23 protein-coding genes are annotated in these 25,545 nt (G+C 42.0%); 1 reads left to right on the plus strand and 22 read right to left on the minus strand.

Translation table 11 applies throughout. From position 1 onward, the window contains the following. Positions 1-56: 56 nt before the first annotated feature. The 13 genes from DXC23_RS06050 to DXC23_RS06105 all read right to left on the minus strand — a co-directional run bounded on the left by DXC23_RS06050 (position 57) and on the right by DXC23_RS06105 (position 10,219). Positions 57-776, minus strand: coding sequence for a DUF4190 domain-containing protein (locus DXC23_RS06050; RefSeq protein WP_117705260.1), 720 nt, complete (start codon positions 774-776; stop codon positions 57-59). A 772-nt stretch (positions 777-1,548) separates the two neighbouring features. Then, on the minus strand, positions 1,549-1,965 hold the full coding sequence (locus DXC23_RS06055) for a hypothetical protein (RefSeq protein WP_117705261.1): 417 nt from the start codon (positions 1,963-1,965) through the stop codon (positions 1,549-1,551). A 79-nt stretch (positions 1,966-2,044) separates the two neighbouring features. After that, positions 2,045-2,902 (minus strand): NAD(P)H-hydrate epimerase, encoded by an 858-nt coding sequence (locus tag DXC23_RS06060; protein WP_117705262.1) that lies wholly within the window; start codon positions 2,900-2,902, stop codon positions 2,045-2,047. Positions 2,903-2,922: 20 nt separating this feature from the next. Then, on the minus strand, positions 2,923-3,618 hold the full coding sequence (locus DXC23_RS06065) for a hypothetical protein (protein WP_117705263.1): 696 nt from the start codon (positions 3,616-3,618) through the stop codon (positions 2,923-2,925). A gap of 12 nt (positions 3,619-3,630) precedes the next feature. Continuing rightward, the gene (locus tag DXC23_RS06070) at positions 3,631-4,599 is read right to left on the minus strand and encodes a biotin--[acetyl-CoA-carboxylase] ligase (protein ID WP_158552466.1); all 969 of its coding nucleotides are present in this window, start codon (positions 4,597-4,599) and stop codon (positions 3,631-3,633) included. 37 nt (positions 4,600-4,636) lie between these two features. Continuing rightward, positions 4,637-5,827 (minus strand): bifunctional phosphopantothenoylcysteine decarboxylase/phosphopantothenate--cysteine ligase CoaBC, encoded by a 1,191-nt coding sequence (gene coaBC / locus DXC23_RS06075; RefSeq protein WP_117705265.1) that lies wholly within the window; start codon positions 5,825-5,827, stop codon positions 4,637-4,639. Position 5,828: 1 nt separating this feature from the next. Then, a complete protein-coding gene (panD, locus tag DXC23_RS06080) occupies positions 5,829-6,224 on the minus strand; it encodes an aspartate 1-decarboxylase (RefSeq protein ID WP_117705266.1) in 396 nt (131 codons plus the stop codon). A gap of 26 nt (positions 6,225-6,250) precedes the next feature. After that, positions 6,251-7,105, minus strand: coding sequence for a pantoate--beta-alanine ligase (panC, locus tag DXC23_RS06085; protein WP_117705366.1), 855 nt, complete (start codon positions 7,103-7,105; stop codon positions 6,251-6,253). Further along, a complete protein-coding gene (panB, locus tag DXC23_RS06090; RefSeq protein ID WP_117705267.1) occupies positions 7,105-7,944 on the minus strand; it encodes a 3-methyl-2-oxobutanoate hydroxymethyltransferase in 840 nt (279 codons plus the stop codon). Before panB ends, panC begins: the two co-directional genes overlap by 1 nt. A gap of 595 nt (positions 7,945-8,539) precedes the next feature. Continuing rightward, positions 8,540-8,821, minus strand: coding sequence for a hypothetical protein (locus DXC23_RS06095; protein WP_117705268.1), 282 nt, complete (start codon positions 8,819-8,821; stop codon positions 8,540-8,542). A 53-nt stretch (positions 8,822-8,874) separates the two neighbouring features. Then, positions 8,875-9,024 (minus strand): hypothetical protein, encoded by a 150-nt coding sequence (locus DXC23_RS12530; protein ID WP_022234004.1) that lies wholly within the window; start codon positions 9,022-9,024, stop codon positions 8,875-8,877. A gap of 153 nt (positions 9,025-9,177) precedes the next feature. Then, entirely contained in the window at positions 9,178-9,438 is a 261-nt protein-coding gene (gene rpsT / locus DXC23_RS06100; protein ID WP_117705269.1) for a 30S ribosomal protein S20, read from the minus strand. A 172-nt stretch (positions 9,439-9,610) separates the two neighbouring features. Next, positions 9,611-10,219 (minus strand): TetR-like C-terminal domain-containing protein, encoded by a 609-nt coding sequence (locus tag DXC23_RS06105; RefSeq protein WP_117705270.1) that lies wholly within the window; start codon positions 10,217-10,219, stop codon positions 9,611-9,613. A gap of 198 nt (positions 10,220-10,417) precedes the next feature. Between DXC23_RS06105 and DXC23_RS06110 the strand changes: the two genes are divergently transcribed. Further along, a complete protein-coding gene (locus tag DXC23_RS06110; RefSeq protein ID WP_117705271.1) occupies positions 10,418-13,135 on the plus strand; it encodes a YhgE/Pip domain-containing protein in 2,718 nt (905 codons plus the stop codon). Between the two features lie 579 nt (positions 13,136-13,714). Here the strand turns inward: DXC23_RS06110 and hydF are convergent. The 9 genes from hydF to hisS all read right to left on the minus strand — a co-directional run bounded on the left by hydF (position 13,715) and on the right by hisS (position 25,483). After that, the gene (hydF, locus tag DXC23_RS06115; RefSeq protein WP_117705272.1) at positions 13,715-14,896 is read right to left on the minus strand and encodes a [FeFe] hydrogenase H-cluster maturation GTPase HydF; all 1,182 of its coding nucleotides are present in this window, start codon (positions 14,894-14,896) and stop codon (positions 13,715-13,717) included. A gap of 9 nt (positions 14,897-14,905) precedes the next feature. Further along, positions 14,906-16,324, minus strand: coding sequence for a [FeFe] hydrogenase H-cluster radical SAM maturase HydG (gene hydG, locus DXC23_RS06120; RefSeq protein WP_117705273.1), 1,419 nt, complete (start codon positions 16,322-16,324; stop codon positions 14,906-14,908). 18 nt (positions 16,325-16,342) lie between these two features. Then, on the minus strand, positions 16,343-17,395 hold the full coding sequence (hydE, locus tag DXC23_RS06125; protein WP_117705274.1) for a [FeFe] hydrogenase H-cluster radical SAM maturase HydE: 1,053 nt from the start codon (positions 17,393-17,395) through the stop codon (positions 16,343-16,345). A 782-nt stretch (positions 17,396-18,177) separates the two neighbouring features. Further along, a complete protein-coding gene (locus DXC23_RS06130; RefSeq protein WP_117705275.1) occupies positions 18,178-19,032 on the minus strand; it encodes a TPM domain-containing protein in 855 nt (284 codons plus the stop codon). Next, a complete protein-coding gene (locus DXC23_RS06135) occupies positions 19,026-20,078 on the minus strand; it encodes a hypothetical protein (RefSeq protein ID WP_117705276.1) in 1,053 nt (350 codons plus the stop codon). Before DXC23_RS06135 ends, DXC23_RS06130 begins: the two co-directional genes overlap by 7 nt. Positions 20,079-20,099: 21 nt before the next feature. Further along, positions 20,100-21,365, minus strand: coding sequence for an SPFH domain-containing protein (locus DXC23_RS06140; RefSeq protein WP_117705277.1), 1,266 nt, complete (start codon positions 21,363-21,365; stop codon positions 20,100-20,102). Positions 21,366-21,540: 175 nt separating this feature from the next. Beyond that, the gene (locus DXC23_RS06145) at positions 21,541-22,374 is read right to left on the minus strand and encodes a zinc ribbon domain-containing protein (protein WP_117705278.1); all 834 of its coding nucleotides are present in this window, start codon (positions 22,372-22,374) and stop codon (positions 21,541-21,543) included. Between the two features lie 3 nt (positions 22,375-22,377). Continuing rightward, a complete protein-coding gene (gene aspS, locus DXC23_RS06150) occupies positions 22,378-24,153 on the minus strand; it encodes an aspartate--tRNA ligase (protein ID WP_117705279.1) in 1,776 nt (591 codons plus the stop codon). Between the two features lie 34 nt (positions 24,154-24,187). After that, positions 24,188-25,483: a histidine--tRNA ligase gene (gene hisS / locus DXC23_RS06155; RefSeq protein WP_117705280.1), complete on the minus strand. Its 1,296-nt coding sequence runs from the start codon at positions 25,481-25,483 to the stop codon at positions 24,188-24,190. Positions 25,484-25,545 lie beyond the last annotated feature (62 nt).

The following is a 25,545-nucleotide window of genomic DNA, read 5'->3' on the forward strand; positions in this document are numbered from 1 at the left end:
TAATAAGGCAGTGTGAAACACGCACACTGCCCTGTATTAAACATTATAATAAGCAATTAATAATACATTGAGTTAGCATAAGATGCCAAATTGCCTACCGCACACATTACGCAACCAAAGCACGATACGCAAGAAATAATTGAGAGTGCGGCAATTATAAGACCGATAACACCACATACCAAGCCTGTTGTAGCTTTGCTCTTGCCCGCATAATTACCTGTCTGAGCCGCAATTTTATTGTATTTAGATGCCTTTACGATAGCAATAATGCCTGTAACCACACCTGCTACCGAAAGTATGCCCGAACCGATTACACCTATATAAAATCCTAACATTGAAGTGCCCGACATATAGGTGCCGTATGAGCTTGAGCCTGTGCAAATAAATGCTGTCCAAAACATAATAACCGCAACTATTGACGCAACAAGGCTTATAATACCTGTAATCATTGCAGCTTTAGCCTCGGAATCTCCGGGGAACTGAGTTGGAATATTAGGCTGCTGATAACCGCCGTTGTAGTTTTGCTGAGCATAGTCAACATTCTGCTGTGGGTAAGTATTCTGATAATTTTGTGCAAAGCCGTTGTCATAGGTTGGCTGATCATATGCGTTGTTATTCGGCTGATTGTAGTTATTGTCATAACTCTGATTATAATTATTTTGCTGTTGATTGTAGTTATTATCATAGCTCTGATTGTAATTATTCTGCTGTTGATAGCCGCTGTTATACTGTGGGTCGTTGCCACCGTTCGGCTGATAATAATTATTTTCGTTCATAATTTTATTCCTCTCATATTTATATAACTCTATTCTATTTATTATCCGCAAAAAAGTCAATACTTTTGTCAAAAAATGTATATTTTATATGTAGAATTGTTTTAATTTCAATGAATGATGTATACATTTTTGTATATATGTGGTAATGGGGAGATTGTGGTTAAATGCATAAAATTTGGTTTTATAAATTTAAAATTCAGGTCAACCCTTTTTAAAGGGTTGCAGGTTTGGGCAGAGCCCATTAAACTATAAAGCGCACTGATTTTAAATAAAAACAAGTAGTTGAAATCATATCATAGAATAACTAAATTTTAGATTATTTAAGACTTTATGATAAAAGAAAAGTCAAGAGTAATGAGTGGCAGAAAGCAAGAAAGTTACACTTGAGCATTAGCAGAGAATAGATATTCTAAAAGGACTCAAAAGCTTGTGTGTGGCTAATCTGCCCTTGAAAAGTGGCAAATTAGTAGTTTGAGCAGCGTGGCTTTTTCTTTGTTGCTGTCGCAAATTTTAAAGGCTTGCGCCGTTATATTCAGCCGCCAAATGGCAAGCCGTTTGGCTATCAAAAATTTGCAATAGTTTAAAGTTTTGTGGGCGTTGCCCACACCCACAACCTTTGAAAAGGTTGACCAAACTTTTAACTTCGAGGGGAAAGTTTCGTTTTTTACTTTACTTTGCCGCCCGACCGAAAGTGAGTTAAGCCTTATCCCACCCCAACTTCCAACAAAATTAGGTCAACCTTTCAAAGGCTGACCTAATCTAAAACTTCTATTTATATTTTCTTATCAAACTCACTGCCGCATTTTGGGCAATGCACTCTATGTTTGCCTTTTACATTTCTTACTCTGAGCTGAGCCTTGCATATCGGGCATTTTAAGTAGCGGTACTCCTTGCGGTCACGAATTTTTTTATATGTGAGCTTAAACCAACCTGTAACCGCATTGTAAAAAGGCAAAAACGCACGATTTTCGGCACTTCTTTTGGAGATATTGCGTGAAAGCGAACGAAACACCGTAATGACAATTATCGCAATTTCAAAAGCGTCTATAATCAGTGTAGGAATCGGTGCAAATACAAATACATTCACAAACCAAAGCACGAGGAACAACACAAAAAGGCTGTTGTTGAGCTTATCTGTGCCATATCTGCCCTGCATAAAAATCGCAAACTTCTGCATTAAATTTCGCATAACATCAATTCCTTTCAAAAGCTATTTTATCATACGCCCTTATGTTTTGCAATATACAAAAGTCAAAATAAAAGCATTATCATTCTCTTATATAATCGGCGCAGAAATACACATATTTTACATCTGCAATCACCGCCGAATGTTCGGTTTTTACAACGATTGTTTTCTTGTTTTTTGCGCTCATCTCTGTAATAACCTCGGTGATATTGCAGGTTTCGGGACAATAATTGAATTTCTCCATAAATTCCTCGGTTGTATAAACCTCTGAATTGTAACCCTCAAAAAGCTCAAGGTTATCGTAATCTATCAGCTTGTATTCATCAAGCAAAAGCTCTATTCCAATGTCGGCATTTGTGAGCGAATCAATATAGTACGGTGCATCATTAAGGAAAAGTCCTGTTTTCAGACTGCCGATAGAAACCGTAAGGTCTGAGTTTACCGCAAGCTCGCCATATCCCGTATCGCCGTTTATTCCGCTGTTTATGTCGGCGCTTACAACATAGGCAGGCGTCATATTTATCTGTGTAATTGCCTGTGCCATTTCGCCCTCAACCTTGCCCGAAAATCCTGTGCCGAGCAAGCAGTCCACAACTATATCATAGCCCTCAAAATTGCCTGCCTCATAAAGCGACATTTCATTTACCCCGAGCGACTTTGCGAGCTGATAGTAATAAAGTCCGTCCTTTGAAAAGCCGTCAACCACTCTTACAATTGTACACTCCATAGAATGTCTTGCAAGAATACACGCAAGCGCATAGCCGTCACCGCCGTTGTTGCCCTTGCCGCACACAACGCAGGTTTTTCCTGCAAATTTTACCTTATCAAAAATGCCCTGTGCCGCCCTCATCATAAGCTCGACAGAGGGAGTACGCTCCGCTATGGTGCGTGCGTCACTTTCTCTCATATTCTTTACAGATACTACTCTTTCAAAATCCATAGTAATTTCCTTTCGATATGCTATTTACGCAGTGCGTTATATGCCGCAATTACCGCCTCGTCACTGACTGTGCAATGCAATGAAAATAAATCGACCGCAGAAAAAATCTCATCGTACAGCTCAAGAATTTTCAACATTTTATCCTGCTTGCGTGAAATCAGCGTTGCCTCAAGCAATTTTGCAAATACCCTGCCTGCGCTCACCTTTTCGGCATAATTTTTACTGTCACGCTCAAGCAAAAATACAGCTTTAAGCGGCGCAGATATATTTGCTCCTATATTTGACTTGCCCATCCACGGAGTGCCGTAAACATAAAAAACTCCGTCTTTTTTGCGGATTATCGGCTTGTCATCGTTAATCATTGTAACCCTGTCGCCAAAAAGCTTTCTCCATAGCGCCGTATGGGTCGATTTTCCTGTTCCGCTCGGCGCAGAAAAAACATAAGCGCCGCCGTCAAGCATTAAAGCCGAGCTGTGAAAGAAAAGTCCGTCATAGCTGTCGAGAATTTTTCCGCACACCAAAGTGTTGATTATGCTGTTCTCAACCATATAATCTATATCGCCGTTTGCTGTGAGCCTGTCAATCTCGCTTTGCTTTGCCTCTACACAAAAATCCGCCGTATTTTCATCTGTAATATAATTGGCAAGAATTTTCCTTGTTTTTTCGTATTTTGGATTTATCTCAATATTAAGGTCGGCAATTCTGTATATCGGCATCTCTTCCTCCAATTAATAGATTCCCTGCACTGTAACTTCGCCTGAATTTACGGTGTGCAGAGTACCGTCCTCAAGCCTTACCACAAGCTCGCCGTTATTGTCAATTTTTTCAGCTACTCCATTCAACTGCTGTGAATTTCTGAAAAAGCAGACATTTCTTCCGATAGTGGCGCAAAGCGAGGTGTATTCCTCAAGCGCCTTTTCTGTGAGCCTTAAATCATTGTTTAAAAGCTCCTTTTCAAGGTACTCAATAACAACCGCCAAAAATTCGTTGCGGTCAATATGCTTGCCTGTTTCAAGGAATATTGATGTAGCCTTATGGGCAATCTCTTCGGGAAACTCTGTGTGCTCAACATTTATGCCTATACCCGTAATTGTGTATTCAACCGCAGAAAATTCAGCACTCAACTCGGTAAGAATACCCACGAGCTTTTTGTGACCCGCAATAATATCGTTAGGCCACTTGATTTTGCAGTCAATGCCCGTATAGTCTTTTATTGCCTTGCAAACCGCAAGACCTGCAAGCGGAGTGATACCTGTAATTTCGTTAGGCGCAAGGTCGGGGCGGAGCAGAAAAGAAAATGCTATGCCGTCATCTTTCTTTGTCTGCCACACTCTGCCGAGTCTGCCCTTGCCATTTGTCTGTTCTCTTGATGCAACAAGCGTGCCGCTTTCACAGCCGTTTGCGCCAAGTATTTTTAAATAATCATTTGTAGATGTTACGGAATCCAAAACGGTAAGATTTTTACCGATAAGTTTGGTATTCAAATGTGATTTTACTGCATATGTGTTAAGATGTTCGGGATAGGCAAGCAGCTTGTAGCCCTTGCGAGTTATGGAGTCGATAACATAGCCCTGCGCCTTTAAAGCATTTATCGCTTTCCAAACGGCTTGTCGTGAAACTCCCAGCTCTGCCGAAAGTTCCTGTCCTGAAATGTATTCTTCTGTCTGAGAGAGAATCTCAACTATTTTCTCGTGCATAAAAATCATCCAATCTAAAAATTCTTATCCTTTTTAATTATTTATTAAGCTCGGCAATTCTGTCGAGAATTTTGTCTGCAACCTCAGTTTTAGACATTATACCAAGCTCTGTTGTATTCGTTTTGTCAATAATGGTAACAACATTTGTGTCACCCTGAAAGCCTGCACCCTCAACCTTTAGATTGTTGCAGACTATCATATCAAGATTTTTTGTGTCGAGCTTTTTCTTTGAATTTTCAGTCATATTTTGCGTTTCCATAGAAAATCCGCATATAAACTGAGTTTTCTTGTTTTTGCCAAGCTCTTTTAATATATCCTTTGTCGGTTCAAGCTCAATGCTGTTCATTCCGTCCGCCTTTTTCAGCTTATCGCTTGCAATCCGCTTTGGTCTGAAGTCAGCCACAGCCGCCGCCTTTACAACAATATCGGTGTTTTCAAATTCCGCAGTGACCGCATTGTACATATCTTCTGCAGTGGTTATATATATCATTTTTACAAAAGGAACAGGCGGTAAATTTACCTTGCCCGACACAAGAGTAACCTCTGCGCCTCTAAGCATTGCCTGCCTTGCAACGGCATAACCCATTTTGCCCGAAGAATGATTTGTGAGGTAGCGAACAGGGTCAATGCTCTCTTGAGTAGGGCCTGCGGTAACAAGCACCCTTTTTCCTTTGAAATCCTGTTTATCCGACAATGCTCTTTCAAGATAGTCGAGCAACACCTGTTCATCGGGCATTTTGCCCTTACCGATTGCACCGCAGGCAAGTCTGCCCTCGGCAGGCGGAACTATAATGTAGCCGAAACGCTCAAGTTTCGCAAGGTTATCCTGCACAATAGGGTTTTCATACATATTTGTATTCATAGCAGGCGAAATAATAACAGGGCACTTGCATGCCATAACAGTGGTAGTAAGCATATCGTCTGCAATTCCGTTTGCTATTTTGCCGATAACATTTGCGGATGCAGGTGCAATAATAAATGCGTCCGCACTTGTGGCAAGCGAAATATGCGCCACATTATACTGAACATTTCTGTCAAAGGTATCTGTAATGCACTTATGCTTTGTAAGCTCCTCAAAGGTGAGCGGATTAATAAAGTTTGTTGCGTTTTGCGTCATCAGCACATTGACATTACAGCCTTTTTTTACGAGCGCACTTGCCACATTTGCCGATTTATAGGCGGCAATGCTGCTTGTTACGCCAAGGATTATATTTTTTCCTTTAAACATTTCAGTCCTCCATATCCTTTAAAAGACCATGTTTTTCGTAAGATGTAATTCGTGTGATTTTGTTGTCATCATCAACAAACACAACCTTTGGCTTATGCTCAAAAGCCTTTGTATTGTCAATCTGAGCATAGCTCATAATAATTACCTTGTCGCCCTTTTGCACACATCTTGCCGCTGCGCCGTTAAGACAGATAACGCCCGAGCCTTCCTCGCCTGCAATAACATAGGTTTCAAAGCGCTGACCGTTATTTACATCGGCAATCTGCACCTTTTCGTATTCCATAATACCCGACGCTTTCATTAAAGCCTCGTCAATGGTAATAGAGCCTACATAATCAAGCTCAGCCTGTGTAACAGTTGCACGATGAATTTTACTTTTAAGCATTGTAACTGTCATAACCCTCTCCCTTTCCGAAAACACGCTTACAGTGTGTCAATATCAACAATAAAGTTATCAATAAGTCTTGTTTTGCCAATGTAAACGGCGATTGCTGTAAGCACATAGCCTTTGTATTCATCAATAGGTGTAATGCTGAGTGCGTCTACCACGCTTACATAGTCAATCTTTGCAAGCGGTTCTGCCGAAATACACTTGGTCATAGCGTCAATTACAGTTTGAGCGTTACGCTCGCCGTCCTCAACCATTTTCTTGCCGAGAGCAATACTCTTGCTGAGAACCAAAGCTGCCTGTCTTTCCTCTGCGGAAAGGTAAGTGTTTCTTGAACTTTTTGCAAGGCCGTCTGCCTCACGAACGATAGGGCAACCCTTGATTTCAATATCAAAATTAAGGTCAGCTACCATTCTCTTAATAATAGCAAGCTGCTGTGCATCCTTTTCGCCAAAATATGCTCTGTCCGGCGCAACAATATTAAAGAGCTTGCTTACAACTGTGCAAACGCCGCCAAAATGGGTAGGTCTTGTTTTGCCGCAGAGCTCCTTTGTAAGATTGTTCATTACAACATTTGTAGAAAAGCCGTTCGGATACATTTCCTCAGGTGTAGGATTAAAAATAAGGCTTGCGCCTGCATTTGTGCAAAGCTCTGTATCCTTTTCAATATCTCTCGGGTAGCTTTCAAGATCCTCATTCGGAGCAAACTGAATAGGATTTACAAAAATACTTACAACTACTCGGTCATTTTCCTTTACCGCTCTGTCAATAAGGCTCTTGTGTCCCTCATGAAGATAACCCATTGTAGGTACAAGACCTACTGTAAGTCCCTGCTTTTTCCATTCCTTAACCTGCTGTCTTACCTCAGCAACAGAACCTGTGCGCTTAATCATTTTTCTTCCTCCATAACCTTTTTCATAACTTCATCATCTATCTTATAGCCATGCTCCTCGCTTGGGAAAGCACCCGACTTAGTTTCATTTATATAGTCGGCAAATGCCTGTCGCATAAACGAACCTGCATCTGCGTATTTCTTAACAAATTTCGGTGTATAATCACTGAACATTCCGAGCATATCCTGATATACAAGCACCTGACCGTCACAGCCTGCACCTGCACCGATACCGATAGTCGGAATATCAAGAATACTTGTAACATATTCCGCAAGTTTTGCCGGAACACACTCAAGCACAACCGCAAAAACACCTGCTTTTTGAACCGCAAGCGCATCTTTTACAAGTCTTTTAGCCGAAAGCTCGTCCTTGCACTGAACCTTAAATCCGCCGAATGCATTTACCGACTGCGGAGTAAGTCCTAAGTGCGCCATAACAGGAATACCTGCCTGTGTAATAGCCTTGATTGCATCGCAAACGCTTTCGCCGCCCTCAAGTTTTACTGCGCCTGCGTTAGCCTCTTTCATAAGTCTGCCTGCGTTTACAAGTGCGTCATAAACCGAGGTCTGGTATGACATAAACGGCATATCCACAACTACCATTGCCTCTTTTGCGCCTCTTGCAACCGCCGCACCGTGGTGAATCATATCTTCCATAGTAACGGCAACCGTGCTGTCATATCCTAAAATTACATTACCCAGTGAATCGCCGACCAAAATAGCATCTACACCGGACTCGTCCATAAGCTTTGCAGTTGAATAATCGTAGGCGGTAAGCATTGTCAGCTTTTCTCCCGACTGCTTAGCTTTGGCAAATGTTGTTACAGTTTTTTTCATTGGTAATTCTCCTTAAAAGTATTTGAACATACCGCTAAAAAGAAATAAAAGGATTTACAAAAACTAAGTAAATCCCGTACCGCTTTCCGTATTGTCCTGTTCCGAGCGGATACAGGCGAACGGATAATAGTAAAAATATAAAGTGGTACAGTTTCAAAGCGAATACTATCCATCATTTATAGTACCACATATGGCGAAAAATTGCAATATTATTATGATTTTGCAAGTGCTGTGCATAGCAAAAATTATTGTTGATTAGCCGACTGATATTTGTTATAATGTCATAGTAAAGAAACGGTGGCGGCTGTTTCAGCTCCCTTGTGAAAGGGGGTGTTATATTTTATGGTTGAGAGTATTACATACTTAATTGCATTTGCTATTGTTTTGGTAGCATTTGATAAAATCATAAATGATATAAAAAAGAAATAACCGCCCTGCACTCGCAATACAGGACGGTTAAATAAAATAATTTAGCAAAAATGTTAGCGAAACAGCTAAAGCCGTTTCTTTACACTATTATATTAACATACAACATAATTTATGTCAACAATATTACTTTAAAATAGGATTTAGGCGCAGTGAAAGCTGTGCTTTTTTATTTGCACCATTCAAGAGTAAGGAAAAACTGCTCGTAAGTATCGTCCCAACCGTCAATTCCGTTTACTCCGCCGCCGTTTACACTTCTGAGTTTGGAATCGTTCATATCCTGTCCGCAGGCAAAAAGCTCGCCTATACTAACATCATAGCCAAGGCTTTGGCAAAGCGAACAAAACTCCGCCACCGGATCTTCGGCAGATTTGGTGGCAATCAGCTTTGCCTTAAGATTATTATCATTTTTAGCGTCCTTTAAAAGTCTGTCAAGCTCGTGCTGTATCACAAAATTCCTCCGCAACAAAAACAAGGTCACCCAAGCGGATGACCTTAATTACATTATTCAATAGAACTGTCGAGGTACTCCATAAGCTCCTCATCGTCTTTCTTCTGCTTATCTTTAACGATAAAGAAAGCTGTGAGTGCGGCAGATGCTACCGCAACCGCTGAAATAATGCTGATTATGAGCCAAAAGTGTTTCTTTTTCATATGCTGTTCCTCCCGATTATGTTAAATTAACGGCAATATTATATGCGTATTATCTAAATATATTCTATCATTTTTAATGAAAATGTCAACATAAAAACAAAAAAAGCAGAGAAAAAATCTCTGCTTTTAAGGTTGCAATTCAAAATCTTTAACTTATGCAGATGCATTAAGTCTTTTTGCAAGAGATGACTTGCTTCTTGCAGCTGTATTCTTATGCATAATACCCTTAGCTGCTGCCTGGTCGATTTTCTTCATAGCAAGACTAACTGCCTCTGTTTTGTTGGCAGCATTTGTGTCAACAGCGTAGTAAGCCTTTTTGATAACTGTCTTTAAAGCTGACTTTACAGCCTTGTTCTGAGCTGTCTTAACAGCGATAACCTTTACACGCTTTTTTGCAGATTTAATGTTTGGCATTGTCCCACCTCCTTAAAGTATCAGTCATATGTCAATTATAATAGCATATAACTTCAAAAAATGCAAGAGATTTAAGAAAAAAACTCTGATTTTCTTTCTTTTTACGCAAAATTTTCCTGTGTATATAAATTTTCGCAGTCGATTTTCCTATACATTATATAATACGCAAAAATCAAAGCTTTATTTTTGAATAATCCGACACCTGAAAGTTATTGTCAAAACTCTTTAAAGTACCCACAACCATATCGGTTGTAATCTTTGCCATATGCGCAGGCTCAAGGGCGTTTTCATCTGTAAGCCAATGCTTAAAAAGTCCCATACCGCCCGAAATGCAAAAGTCAAAAACATATCTTACATCGTACACATTCTTGACCATACCGCTCTCAAATATCTTTTTTATTCTTTCGGCAACAAAATCCTCTACCTGACGAATAAATGAAATATCGCCGTTTTCGCTTACAAGAGCAATGCAGATTTCTCGGTTATCGCTTAGGATATTATAAATATGCTCAAAAAATCTGCACATTTCCTCTTCACTGCTTGTAGGCGGATACAAATCAATAGCGTGCTTAAACTCTGTTAAAAGCTCACGCTCAAGCTCCGACACCATACTATATATATCTGTATAGTGCAGATAAAAGGTAGAGCGGTTAATGTCTACCTCCTCCACAAGCTCTTTTACTGTAATTTCTTTTATGCTTTTTTTCTGTGTAAGTACCGCAAGTCCGTGTCTTAAAGCCGCCTTTGTTTTTCTTACACGCCTGTCTGTTCGCTCTGCCATAATTTATTCACCATTCCTCAACATTTCACTTTTACAATGTCTATTATTAAACACAAGCGCTTTTTTTAATGCTTGAATGTTTCCTTTATAGATATTATAATATATAACACAAAGAAAATCAACACCTTATCTATTAAAATATATAATATAGTTTAATAACAACGGAGTTGATTAGTGTAAAGAAAGGAGAATACTGTTATGGTAAAACAGGAATGGAAAAGCCTGTGGCGTAATCCGATACTAATAATTGTATTGGTATTCATCATTGCAATTCCTGCAATTTACACCACTCTTTTCCTCGGTTCAATGTGGGACCCATACGGCAAGCTCGATGAATTGCCTGTCGCAGTGGTAAACCTTGACGAACCGGTCGAGTATGAGGGCGAAACCCTTAATGTAGGTCAAAAACTTGTTGACAAGCTCAAAGAAGACGGCTCACTGTGTTTTAACTTTACAGACACTGAGCAGGCAGAGTGTGGACTTGAAAACGGTACTTACTACATGGTAATCACAGTTCCAAAGAATTTCTCTGAAAATGCTACCACACTTACGGATGCAACACCAAAGAAAATGGAGCTTGACTACAAAACAAATCCGGGTACAAACTATATAGCAATGAAGATGAGCGAAACCGCTCTTGAAAAAATCAAGACTTCGGTTGCTCAGGAGGTCACAAAGACCTATGCCGAAACTATCTTTGATAAAATCGGCGAAGCAGGTGACGGAATGAAAGACGCCGCAGACGGTGCAGGCGAAATTTATGACGGCACTGAAAAGCTCGCTGACGGCAACAAAACTATTTCAGATAATCTAAAAACTTTGTCGGAAGGTACACTTACTTTTAAAGACGGCACAAGCGAATTAAAGGTTGGACTTTCATCATACCTTGACGGTGTAAATCAGCTTTCAGACGGCTCAACTACACTTGCAAACGGTGCTACATCTTTACTTACAGGTGCATTAAAGCTCAATGACGGCGCAAATTCACTTTCTGACGGCACAAAAACTCTTTCATCAGGTACAACAACACTTGAGAGCGGTGCAAAAACACTTGAGAGCGGCTTGAAAACCTATACAGACGGAGTAAAGCAGGCTAATGACGGTGCGGCTGCGCTTAACTCAAACAGTACGGCACTCACAAGCGGTGCTCAGCAGCTTACCGCAGGCAACGAACAGCTTTCATCGGGCAGTGCGCAAATTCTCGGCGGACTTAATCAGATGAGCAGTACAGTAAAAAGCGGTTTGCCGAGCGAGGATAAAATCACCGAATTAAGCGGTGGACTTGATACTTATTCGGCAGCTATCGGCAAGATGAACGAAGAATTGCAGAACACTTCACTTCCGAGCGAGGAAGAGCTTGCAGCTCTCAATGCTGTTAAAACCGATCTTACAAACAGCCTTACAAATGCAGGCGACAATGCAAAATCACTTTATGTGCTTGCAGCTCAGTTACAGGCAAGCGGTGATTTACAGACAGCCGCTCAGGTAAAGGAAATTGCAGACAGCCTTGCAGTAAATGTTACATCTGCCGCAAATGACGCAACAGCAATCAGTGCAGTGTTTGAGCAGGTTACGCCTTCACTTTCAAAGGTAACAGAGCTTAAAAACGGCGTTGCAGAGCTTAACGAAAACAAAGAGCTTGTTCTCGGCGGTGCTAAAACAGCCGTAAGCGGAATGTACAGCGGTCTTGCAAATGTAAGCTATGCACTCGACACTCAGCTCATACCGGGTATGGCAACACTTGACGGCGGTATTTCTCAGGTATCAGACGGCGCTAAGTCACTTTCAAGCGGACTTACAGCTTACACAAGCGGTGTTGCTCAGGTTGGCAGCGGACTTACTCAGCTTAACGATAATTCAGCTCAGCTAAACTCAGGCGCAACTCAGCTTTCAAGTGGTGCAAGCCAGCTTGCAAGCGGTGCTAAAACACTTGACAGCGGTGCTGATGAATTAAAGAGCGGTACTAAGACTCTTGCAGACGGTACAAAAACTCTTGACGATGGTACAAAGACACTTACAAACGGTTTTGCTACACTTACAGCAAACAATTCAAAACTTTCAAGCGGTGCAAATCAGCTTGCAGACGGCGCAGTAACACTTAATGACGGCGCAGATAAACTTTACGACGGTTCAATAACCCTCGGCAACGGACTCTCTGACCTTAAAGACGGTGCAGACACCTTAAAGACAGGTCTTGAGGACGGCAAAAAGACAATAAACGAAAACAAGGGCGACGATGCAGTTTACGGAATGATTTCAAGTCCTGTTGAATCAAACGAAACTAAGATTTCAAATGTTGAAAACAACGGTCACGCAATGGCAGCCTATATGATGTGCGTTGGCTTGTGGGTACTTTGCATAGCATTCTGTATTATGTATCCTCTCACCGAGCACCATGGCACAATCAAGTCAGGTTTCTCTTGGTGGCTGAGCAAAGCAGGCGTTGCTTATCTTGTAGCACTTGTTTCTGCTTATGCAATGATAGGTTCACTCCAGTTGTTCTTACACTTTGAACCTACCGAGCTTTTAAACACATTCCTTGTTGCAGGAATTACCGCAATCGCATTTATGTCAATCCTTTACTTCTTCAATGTATGGCTTGGCAAGGTAGGCAGCTTCTTAATGCTTATCTTCATGGTAGTACAGCTTGCAGGTTCGGCAGGTACTTACCCAATCGAAATTTCAGGCGACTTTGTTGCTACAATTCACAAGTGGTTGCCATTCAGCTATGCTGTTGACGCATTCAGAGGCACAATTTCAGGCAATGGCAATATACTTGAAGTAACAATCGTTCTTCTCTCAATTGCAGTTATCTTTACACTCCTCACAATTATGATGTTCAACATCAGAGCAAAGATGATTAAAAACAACAAGAAAGGTCTTTACGACTTTATCGAAAAATGCGGTTTAGCTTAATGAAAAGCTCAAATAAATAAACAGCAAAATCCGACTTCAGTATGGAGTCGGACTTTTGCTGTTTAACAGAGAATTTTTTACGATTTTTATTCAAAGTGTAAAAAAATTATGGTTTAGCGGAGTGTCGGTCGGGCATTGAAATTTAGCTAACGCTAAATTATCCTCCCAAAAGCAAAAAAGTTTACTCAATTTTTTCAAAAATTGCGGGTTTGGGCAGCGCCCATAAAATCTTCCGATATTACAATTTTTCGGGTGCAAACAGCCACGCTGTTTGCGTGCTAAAACTAAGTTTGTTAAAACAGGCGACAGCCATTAAAAAAATATATCTTATTAATGAAATAACGAATTTCTTTTCTTGTTGCTATCGCATTTTTAAAGGCTAACGCCGTTGTGTTCAAGCCGCCAAACAGCAAGCTGTTTGGCTATCGTCAGACTGCATAAACGGAAAGTATTTGTGGGCTTTGCCCACACCCACGACCTTTGAAAAGGTCGACCAAACTTTTATAATTAATTGGCAAATCAATTTGCTAAACCATAATTTACTCCACAAAAGCAGAAAACTTTTGTGAGGTCGTTTCATCATATTTTATTTACAAACAAATCACCGTTAAAAATTCCACGCATATATGAAATAGCAATGCCGTAGTTTGTAAACGGTACGCCTGCGTTTTCGGCTTTTTGTCTGCGGCTGTCAACTTCTTTTTCGTTAAGCATACAGCCGCCGCAATGTATTACAAGTTTATATTTTGTAAGGTCAGAGGGAAAATCTCTGCCCGAGCTTGTTTCTATTTTTATATCCTTGCCCGTATATTTTCTTAAAAGCCGTGGAAGTTTTACCGTGCCAATATCGTCGCATTGGCGGTGGTGAGTACATCCCTCGCTTATAAGAATCGTGTCACCGTCACAAAGCGAATCTATAGCTTTTGCACCCTTTGCGGCAGTGTCAAGCACGCCCTTATACCTCGCCATAAGAATTGAAAAAGAAGTAAGTCTGATGTCTTTCGGGGTGAGTTTTGCGATTACTGCAAAAGCCTGACTGTCGGTAATTACAAGCGATGGCTTTTGGGCAAGCGATTTCAAAGTCCGTTCAAATTCGCTGTCCCTCGTTACAACGGCGATTGCGCCCGAATCGAGAATTTCCCGTATTACCATTTGCTGCGGCAAAATTATTCTGCCTTTTGGCGCAGCCTTGTCTATCGGCACAACAAGCACTACCGTATCACCTGCGCTAATTAAATCCGAGCAAAGCGTTCTCTGCTCTCTGTCGGATTTTAACAGGTTTGCTATTCTTTCTTTCAACTCAAAAACACCTGTATTTTGTTCTGCGCTTACAAACATTCCGTCATCTGTATGCGGTGGATTTTTCAGCAAATCAGCCTTGTTATAAGCCACAACATACGGTATGTTTTTCTGTTCAAACAGATTTATAAGTTGAGAATCTGCCGCTGTTTTTCCCATCGAACCGTCAACCACAAGCACTGCAATATCCGTTCCGTCAAGCACTTGTCTTGCCTTTTCAACTCGCATTTCGCCAAGGTCACCCTCATCGTCAATACCCGGTGTGTCTATTATCACAACAGGGCCGAGCGGCAAAAGCTCCATTGCTTTCATTACAGGGTCTGTGGTCGTTCCCTTTACCTCGGATACAACCGACAAATTCTGCCCCGTAACCGCATTTACAAGGCTTGATTTTCCTGCATTGCGCTTGCCGAAAAATGCAATATGCACTCTTTCTGCAAGCGGTGTGTCATTAAGTCCCATAAGCACCTCTTAAAAGCAAAAATCCCGACTGCCGTTTTCTATCTCTGCAATGTGTTGAGCCGCAATTTTTCTTACCTTTTCATTTGGAATTTTCAAAAGCTCTTTTTCAATAAGCTTTTCGCCAATTTTCCTTGTATCCTCGCTTGCGTAATCCATAAGATATTCTTTTAATGTCATAAGTGCATTGGGATGACAGCAGTTTTGAATCTGACCGCTTTTGCAAAGCGACATAAATCGGTCACCTGTTCTGCCCTCACGATAGCAAGCAGTACAGAATGACGGAATGTAGCCAAGGCTCATAAGCCAATTTACAACCTCGTCAAGCGTACGATTGTCCGACACATCAAACTGCGAAGTGTTTTCGTCCTCTTCCTCAGGCTCGGCATAGCCGCCAACGCTTGTGCAGGACGCACCGCTTATCTGCGATACGCCAAGTCTTATAACCTTTTCACGCACCGCCTTGCTCTCTCTCGTTGAGATAATCATACCTGTGTACGGAACAGAAATTCTGATAAGCGCACAAATTTTGGCAAATGTATCGTCATCAATTCCGTTGTCGAATGAATCGGGGTCAATATCGTCTGCGTGCTTAATTCGTGGGACGCTGATTGTATGCGGGCCTACTCCGTGAACCGCCTCAAGATGCTCTGCGTGCATTAAAAGTCCCGCAAATTCATAGCGGTAAAGTTCCAATCCAAACAGCACGCCAAGTCCCACATCGTCAATTCCGCCCTGCATCGCCCTGTCCATTGCCTCTGTGTGGTAGTCATAATTATGCTTTGGCCCTGTGGGGTGCAATTTCTCGTAACTCTTTTTGTTGTAAGTTTCCTGAAAAAGAATATAAGTTCCTATGCCGGCATCCTTTAGCTTTCTGTAATTTTCAACCGTGGTGGCGGCAATATTTACATTAACTCGTCTGATTGCGCCGTTTTTGTGATTTATCGAATAAATCGTCTTTATGCACTCAAGAATGTACTCAATCGGATTGTTTATGGGGTCTTCGCCTGCCTCAATCGCAAGCCTTTTATGTCCCATATCCTGCAAGGCGATAACCTCGCTCTTCACTTCTTCCTGCGTAAGTTTTTTTCGGCAGATATGTTTATTTTTAAGATGATACGGGCAGTAAACACAACCGTTTACACAATAATTTGAAAGATAAAGAGGGGCAAACATAACTATTCTGTCGCCGTAAAAATCCTTTTTTATCTGCTCGGCAAGGTCGTAAATCTGCGCAAGCCTGTCGCTGTCCTCGCACGCAAGCAATACGCTTGCCTCCCTATGGCCAAGTCCTTTTCTAAGCCTTGCCTTGTCGATGATTTTGTCTATGAGCGCAAGGTTATCTTTGTTTTCGTTTGCATATTTTAGGGTGTCAAGAATTTCACCGTCATTAATAAATTCCTCTGCCTTCAGAGATTTTTTGTCATACATTTCATATTTCCTTTCATATCACAACTTAGGCTCAATGTAGTTTCCCACATCGGTCACAACCTCGTAGCCGATTGACTTCATTCTGTTCTTCATACAACTTATGCACTGCGCCGACTCGTCACCCGTACAAATTTTATTATCGTACAGAGAGTAGTCCTTTCTGTGCTCAAGCGGAGAAAGGTTTGGCATAACCACATTTGCTCCGTGCAGTATCCCCTTTTCCCTGCCGTTGATGTCCGCCGTACCGAGTGCGGTTGTTGACGGCAGCAGTACGCTCGGCAACAGCAGTCTTATTATTGAGATGAGCATAAGGCAAAGCCGCACACTGCCTGTGTGATAACTTGCAAAGGGTGTGTCTTTATGCGGAATAAACGGCCCTATGCCGCACATTTGCGGATTTAGATTTTTTACAAAAAGCAAATCATCCGCAAGATTTTCGGCGGTTTGAAAAGGCGACCCCACCATAAAGCCTGCGCCTGTCTGATAGCCTATTTCTTTGAGCCGATGCAAGCACTCAAGCCTGTTTTTATGCGACATACTGCTTGGGTGCAGTTTTTCATAATGGCTTTTGTCGGCTGTTTCGTGGCGGAGAAGATAGCGGTCTGCGCCCGAATCATACAGTCTTTTGTAACTTTCGTAACTGCGTTCGCCGAGAGAAAGCGTTACTGCGCAGTCGGGATATTTTTTCTTGATTTTTTGCACAATATCGCACATAACCTCATCGGTAAAATATCCGTCCTCGCCGCCCTGCAAAACAAAGGTGCGAAAACCGAGCGCATAGCCTGTATCGCAGCACTGTAAAATCTGCTCTTTTGAGAGTCGGTAACGAACGGCATCTGCATTTGACCTGCGTATACCGCAGTAAAGGCAGTCATTTTTACAAATACTTGAAATCTCAATCAAACCACGGATATACACCTTGTTACCGTAGTATTTTTGTGCCGTCTGCTGTGCCTTTTTGCGCAGGTACTCAAGTTCCGAATCTGTAATTGTATTTATTAAAAAGACAAGCTCCGCTTTGTCTGCAATATGCTCGGAGCAGAGCTTATCAATGATTTCATAGTTATACATATTTTTAATTCTTTTGTTGTATTTTTATCTTTGTTGTCCAATCAAAATAAATCTTATTTTGATTATGTGTTAATAGTTAAGGTAAATATCGGTCGGGCAACGAAGTAAAGCAAAAACTTAACTTTTCGTCCCGAATATAAAAGTTTGGTCAACCTTTTCAAAGGTTGTGGGTGTGGGCAACGCCCACAAATACTTCCTCTTGCTCAATTTAACGATAGCCAAACGGCTTGCCGTTTGGTGGCTTAAACATAATAGCGAAAGCCTTTTAATGCGAAAGCAAAATAAAAAGAAAAGCCACGCTACTACAACTACTAATTTGCCACTTTTCAAGGGCAAATTAGGCACACACGCAAACTCTTGTTTCCTTCAGAATTTCTTTACTCTACTTTGGCTAAAGTGTAACATTCTTACTCTCTGCCACTCATTAGTCTTAAATTCCTATTTATTTAAAAACATTGATTGGTTTAAAGTTTGGTTTTTATGATGTAATTGCAACTGTTTGCTTTTGTTAAAAAGCAGTGTATTTTACTGTTTTATGGGCTCTGCCCAAACCTGCAAGCCTTTAAAAAGGCTTGACCCAAACTTTTAACTTCGGGACGGAAAGTTTGTTTTTATCTTACTTTGTTGCCCGACCAAAACTAATTCATTGCAATTACCACAACCATTGGCAAACCGTCTAATTAATACTTTTTAAAAATCGGCAGGAACAAAATTCCTGCCGATCGTTTGTAAAGAGTCTGATTTTGTTCTTGATAAATATGAAGAACGCCATTGTTGCAAATTTAAAAATGTCTGCCACCGCCGCCGTGTGATGAATGACTTGAACGGTGACTGCTGCTGCTCCTGTGACTGCTGTGCGACGACGAGCTTGAGCTTGAACTCGACACGGTAGTATAAGTCACATTTTTGTATAAGAACTGATCCCTGCTTTCGGTGAGGTTCAGCGAGCTGTTCTTTTCAAGGTCGTAGTTTGCACCCTTACCGTTCTGACTGTATTTATAACGGATAATAACGCACGCACCTGCCGCAAATGCTCCCACCGCAAGTGCAAGCACCGCTCCGGTGTACATACCTTTTAAAAATCTGTCGGCAAGCGTAAGCGGCTCGTCTTGAATCTTAACATTGTTATATGTTGAGTTGCCGGTGCTTTTGCCAACAGAGTGATAGTACTGCACAGAATCAATAAATTCGTCGCACGCACCCTGATAGTTGCCATCTGCAAGCTCCGCCTGAACATCGTCAAGCATAGTATCCATACGACTGTCATCAAAATAATACATAGCCTCGCCCTTTGTAATGATATACATTTCACGAGAGCTCATATCAACAGTGAGGAACACGCCGCTTTTTTCGTCACCGCAACCGTAATCGTGGTTATCGAAATAATCGTTGCAATAGTCCTCTATATCGTATGATGAAACATTGTTGTTGTTTGTATAGATTATAGTGTCCCAGCCTGTTGCGAGCGTACACTTTTTGAGATTATTCTCAATGCTTTCTTCCTGTGAATCAAGCAAAATGTCCGCATCGTCCGTAAGCTTTTTTGTGCTTTCGGCAAATGCCGTATTAGCAGAAACCGCAAGCATTGCACTTACCGCCAACGCTGTGGCGGCAACGGAAAGTATATTTTTCAGCATAAGAATATACCTCCCAGCATACCGAGAATAAATCCGATTCCCGCCAAAATGCAGGAGAATATAACAAGCTTATCGGTTGCGGCAGGCAAACTGCCGTAGAGTTTACCTGTCTGACCGTTGATGGCAAACGGATAAATTTTGCCCTTATAATTATAGGTCATAATCCACACCGGCAAAAGCGTGTAGCTCCAGCTTTCTATGTCTGTGCGGTCATAGTAATTTGTTACTTCAACACCTGAATATTCTCGGCAAGTGCTTTTTAGCACCTCTTTGCAATACTCGTCAACCCTTTGGTCAACCATTTGCTGAATATTCGCTTTTTCTATATCTCTTTTTTCAGCCTGAAATCCCGACAAATACGACATAGAAAACTTCTGTGCCTCTGACAAATCAAATGGATGTATGCACTGCAGCATTTCTCTGTCGGTAGATGAAAGCGCCCTTTCAAAAACATTGCGTATATAAACATCGCCGCTTCTGAACAGGTCATAATACGAAGTTTCGGTATATCGTCTGTCACCGGATTTCCAGTGCCTGTACTTTTTGCCCCTTGCCGTCATATGAGAATCCTGTTGAGTATCTATGTACCAATACGGGAAATATACACCTGTCATTTTCTCAATATTTGAGTCGCTTAAAAAATCTTTGGGCAAAAACTTTTTGCCTTTTGTTTTATCCATAAAAGCTGAAACGGCTTGTTCTCGTGACAACTTAAACGGAATAATTCTGTCGGGTCTGAAATCTCCCGACAATCTGCCCTTGAGCACAACAGGATTGTGGCAGTAAAAGCAGGTTGTTGCCGCTGTTGATGATGTTGCAACAACCTCTGCACCGCAAGAATCGCAATGGAACACATATCCATCGTGCAGTTCCTCTTTAAACTCCTGTTGAGTGTCCGCACCGCTTTGCTCCCTTTCAGCGTAAATCTGCTGAATTTTCTCAGGCGAAAACTCCGAAAGGCAGTATTCACAACAAAATCTCTGCCTTTCGGGGTTAAATGTCAGTGGTGCGGCGCAGGACGGACAGTTATAATTGACTGTACCCATCTATTACCTTATCTCTCAAAATTATTCTGCTTTTGTACCGCACTCCGGACAGAATTTCTGATTTTCTTTTAATTCATATCCGCAGTTTACACAGAAATGCTTTTTAGGTGCGTCAGGCTTTTTTGCGCCGCATTCAGGGCAGAATTTGCCTGTATTTACCGCACCGCAAGCGCAAGTCCAACCGTTTGACGGCTGTGCCTGTGCCGGCTGAGCATTCTGCTGTGGCTGAGCAGGCTGTGCGCCGCCGAGCGGATTGCCCTGTGGCTGTTGAGGCTGCTGTGGCTGCTGATTGTTGTAGTGTGGGTTCTGCTGATAGCCGCCGAGGATATTACCGCCTGCGTTCATACCCATGCCCATACCCATAAAGCCTGCCATAGCGCCGTTTGAGTTTGAGCCTGCTGCTTTCATACCCTCTGCAACATTAGCTGCTACATAGCCCTGCTGAACTGCTGCGTCTGAAAGCATTGCGCCCTTGTTTCTCATATTGATAAGCTCTGTGCTCTCGTCATTATAAGAAATGTTGATAGCAACTGCCTGAACCTGAAAACCACGCTGCTGCTCCCATTCCTCGTCAAGAGTTTTAGCCATATACTGACCAAATTCACGGGATTTACCCTTAATAAAGCTGATTCTGTAACCGTCAGCCGAGAAGTTGTTTATAGCCGAGCTTAACGCTGCCTCAAACTCTGTGTTGTACTGAATTGACTTTGACTTGTAGTCAAAAGGCTGACAAGCTGTTACAAGTCCCTTGTCGATAACCTCCTGATAAAATTTGAGCGGATCGGTAATCTTAATTGAATATGTACCGTGTGCACGAAGGAAAAGCTCTGCATTGTAAAAGCTGTCAAAGTAGTTTACAACATTCTTTGTGCCAAAAAGAATACCTGTGATTTCTGCAAGGTTGATGTAGATTACATACTGCGACTGTGACGGAATTCCGCCGTACTTAATACGTGAGAATGTTTCTTTAAGAGAGTCGCCAAACTGACCGCAGAAAAGTGATGGCATTGAGCTGTTGCTTACCTGATAGTAACCCGGCTCTGCTGTAAAGTCAACTACCTTGCCACCGTCAATAAGGAGCATACACTGATTGTCGTAAACCTGAATAACAGATCCGTTTGATACAATATTCGGTGTGCCCTTTGTGTTCTGAGATGTTCCGTGTGTTATCTTTTCACCCGGAACCATTGCGAGAGTTCCGCTCATTGGTCTTGGCTGAATAACCTCCTGCCAAGAATCTGCCAATCCGCCTTTAACTGAGTTAATGGCTGCTCTGATAATGCCCATAGTTTTTCTCCTTTTTACAAGAAATTTTCTTTATTTATTTTTGTGAGCTGAAATAAATGTACCGAAGTGGAGAGTTTACTCTTTAGAACAGATACTCCTAAACAACTTTTCAAGATTTTTTAAGAGTGAGTCAATCTAATTTTCGATATCTGCCAAAGTACATTTTAATTATAAATTAATATGGTCTTGTTGTGGTTGTCTGTTCCCTTACCGATGAGAACTTCCACGCTCTTATATTGATTTCCGTAATGCCTGTGCCGCAGTATTCGCAGAATTTTTGACCTAAGTTTTTGATAGGTGCGCCGCAGTTAGGGCAATTAAGACCAAGTCCCTCGCTGCCGTTTGCCACCATATCCACATTCTGAATATACACAAGCTCGGTTTCATACACACTTTGAGTTTTCATATCTCTGCTGCCGTACACCACGCCGCCTGAGCTGTCTGTGGTGTAGGTGTAAGAACCAACGGAAGACACAAACAAAATTCTTGCGGTTGCGCCGTCCTTTGTGTATCGTGAAATCTCCGTACGGTGAATTACAATATCGTCATAGCTCTGTGCATAGCCTCTGTTTGACAAGTCAGCAATAATGCCCTTTACATTGTCTTTTAAGGCTGTGGAGCACTCGCTGTACAAAAGCTCCGGATTTTTCTCCTCAATAGAGTTCATATAGCTGCGCAGTACGGTTTCTGCTTTTTGCTTGTAGTCCTCGTAATCAAATTCGGGAAAATCTCTTTGTATCCTCGGCAAGCAAAGACTTGTCATAGCCTGCAAAGAGCGTGGAGTTTCACTCATTTCCATTTTTTGATTATTAATTCCCTGTGCAAAGGAATCCGTACCGAACATAGTTCTTGAAATTTGTCTTATTCCTCTTTTTATTTTGTAAACTGCCACCGCAATGGCAATGACAAGTGCCGCTATTATAACAAGCGTTACAATAAGTCCGACAGGCACTCCGCCCGAAGAAACCGCTGCACTTTTCGCCAAAAAAGCTGATACGATAAAATTCATCGCTTACTCCTGTGGCTTTACTGAAATGCCGAGAACATCAAGGCTCTCATCATCAACAACAGACGGGCAAGCTGACATAAGCTCGCTTGCGTTCTGTACCTTAGGGAATGCTGTAACATCACGAAGGCTGTCTGTGCCGCACATAAGCATTGTAACACGGTCAAGACCGATGCCCATACCGCCGTGTGGTGGTGCACCGTACTTATATGCTTCTACAAGGAATCCGAATTTTGCTTCAATTTCCTCGTCTGTGAGCTTTAATGCCTTAAACATTCTCTGCTGTAACTCATAATCTGTAATACGCATAGAACCGCTTGAAAGCTCTGTGCCGTTAAGTGTGAGGTCATAAGCCTTTGCAATAACCTTTGACGGGTCTGTGTCGAGGTACTGCAAGCACTCTTCCTTAGGCATTGTGAATGGGTGGTGCATTGCAAGCCACTCGCCGCTCTCTTCGTCATACTCAAAGAATGGGAAGTCAACAATCCAAAGGAACTTAAATTCATCAGGAATAATGTCGAGCACCTTGGCAACCTTAAGTCTTAATGCGCCGAGTGTAGAAAGAACTGTGCTGTTCTTGTCGGCAACAATAAAGATTACATCGCCCTTTTCAGCACCGAGTCTTTCATAAATTGCAGAAAGCTCTTCCTCTGTCATAAACTTTTTGAAAGATGCGTTCGGCTCGTCAACCCATCTTACATAGGCAAGACCCTTTGCACCGATGCCCTTTACATACTCTGTGAGCTTGTCAATTTCTTTTCTTGTGTAAACAGATGCTGCGTTCTTTGCTACAATGGCACGAACCGAACCGCCGTTTTCAATAGCGCTTGTAAATACGCTGAAACCGCAGTCCTTTACAAGGTCGGAGATATTCTGAATCTTCATATCGAAACGAATATCAGGCTTATCCGAGCCGTAGTTCTCCATAGCGTCGTTGTATGTCATTTTCTCAAACGGAGTTACAAGCTCCTTGCCAAGCACTTCTTTAAACAAACGCTTGAAAAGTCCCTCGTTGATTTCCATAATTTCATCCATATCCACAAACGAAAGCTCCATATCAATCTGAGTAAACTCAGGCTGACGGTCGGCTCTTAAATCCTCATCTCTGAAACAACGGGCAAGCTGAATATAGCGGTCAAAACCCGATACCATCAAAAGCTGCTTGTAAATCTGCGGTGACTGCGGAAGAGCATAGAACTTTCCCTTGTGGATTCTTGACGGTACAAGGTAATCTCTTGCGCCCTCCGGAGTTGACTTTATCATCATAGGAGTTTCTATTTCGATAAAGCCGTTCTCGTAGAAATAATCTCTTGCAACCTTTGCAATCTTACTTCTCATAATAATGTTGTTCTGAATAGGACGGCGGCGAAGATCAAGATAACGGTACTTAAGTCTTAACTCCTCGTTTGTGCTTGTTTCGTCAACAATTTCAAAAGGAGGTGTCTGTGCCTTTGAAAGCACACGAAGGTCTGTTACCATAACCTCAATATCGCCTGTGGGAATATCCTTGTTCTTGGAACTTCTCTCACATACTATGCCTTTTGCCGCCAAAACATACTCACTGCGGCAAGCAAAAGCTTTATCAAAAATTTCTTTATCCGTCTTATCATTAAACGCAAGCTGAACAATGCCTGTGCGGTCACGCAAATCTATAAAAATAAGCTGACCGAGGTCACGACAACGCTGTACCCAACCGCAAACTGTTACTTCTCTGCCGACATCGCCGATTCTAAGGTCGGAGCAATAGTCGGTTCGTTTAAGTCCTGTCATAAATTCTGCCATTTTTGTATATCTCCTTAAATTAAGTTGTCAACGCTTACAGCTTAAAGCTGTCAACATCGGCAAGCTGAAGTACCATAAATTTCTCTGCAAATGTATCGTCAAGTACAATTTCAGTCTGCTCGCCGCTCGACATATTCTTAATAACTGCCTTGCCCTGCTCAATCTCATTGTCGCCAAGCACCATAGAGAACTTTGCGCCGATTTTGTCGGCATATTTCATCTGTGCTCTAAGTCCTCTGCCTACAACATCGGTTTCGGCAATAAGTCCGCAGGAACGGACAGCTTTGATAATTTCAAATGATTTAAGCGATGCCTTTTCGCCCATAACCGCAACATAGAGGTCGCAGGTTGACGGTTTCGGAATTTCAATGCCCTGTTTGTCCATAAGCATTAAAAGTCTTTCAATGCCCATTGCAAATCCGAGTGACGGCAAGTGCTTTCCGCCGAGCTCCTCAATAAGTCCGTCGTATCTGCCGCCGCCGCAAACTGTGCCTTGAGCACCGATAAAGTCGGTAACGAACTCAAAAACAGTCTTTGTGTAGTAGTCAAGTCCACGAACGATTGTAGGATTTACTGTATATTCAACACCTGCGGCATCAAGGTATTTCTGAACGCTTGCAAAGTGCTCTTTACACTCATCGCAAAGATAATCTGTAATTTTAGGTGCGCCCTGTGCAATCTTTGAACATACGGGACTTTTGCAGTCGAGTATTCTCATAGGATTTTTTTCAAGTCTTGAATTGCAGGTTTCGCAAAGCTCGTCTTTGTATCCGTAAAAATACTCCTTGAGCGCCTTGTGGTACTCGGCACGACAAGTAGGACAGCCGATAGAATTAATTTCAAGTCTGAGCTGTTTAATGCCAAGGCGGTCAAAAATAGACTGTGCGGCGCAAATAAGTTCCGCATCGGCAACAGGTGACTGTGTACCGTAGCACTCAAGACCGAATTGGTGGAACTCTCTTAATCTGCCTGCTTGCGGCTTTTCGTAGCGGTAGCAAGACACAAAATAGCTTGCCTTGATAGGTAAGCTGTCATTTACAAGACCGTGCTCAAGCACTGCTCTTGCTGCGCCTGCCGTACCCTCGGGACGAAGGGTAACACTTTCTCCGCCCTTTGTATCGAATGTGTACATTTCTTTCTGAACAACATCTGTTGTCTGACCCACACCTCTTGCAAAAAGCTCTGTGTGCTCAAAAACAGGTGTACGAATTTCTTTAAAGCCGTAAGACGCCGACTCCTTGCGCATAACATCTTCAACGAACTGCCAGCGGTAGCTGTCCTTTGGCAAAACATCCTCTGTGCCCTTAATCTTTTTGGTGATTACTCCCATTATTTCCTCCAAATTATAAAACCTTTTATATTAATCGAAAATTCCGTATAAACACAATTATC

It is taken from the genome of Eubacterium sp. OM08-24, from assembly GCF_003438075.1.
Taxonomy (GTDB): domain Bacteria; phylum Bacillota; class Clostridia; order Oscillospirales; family Acutalibacteraceae; genus Ruminococcoides.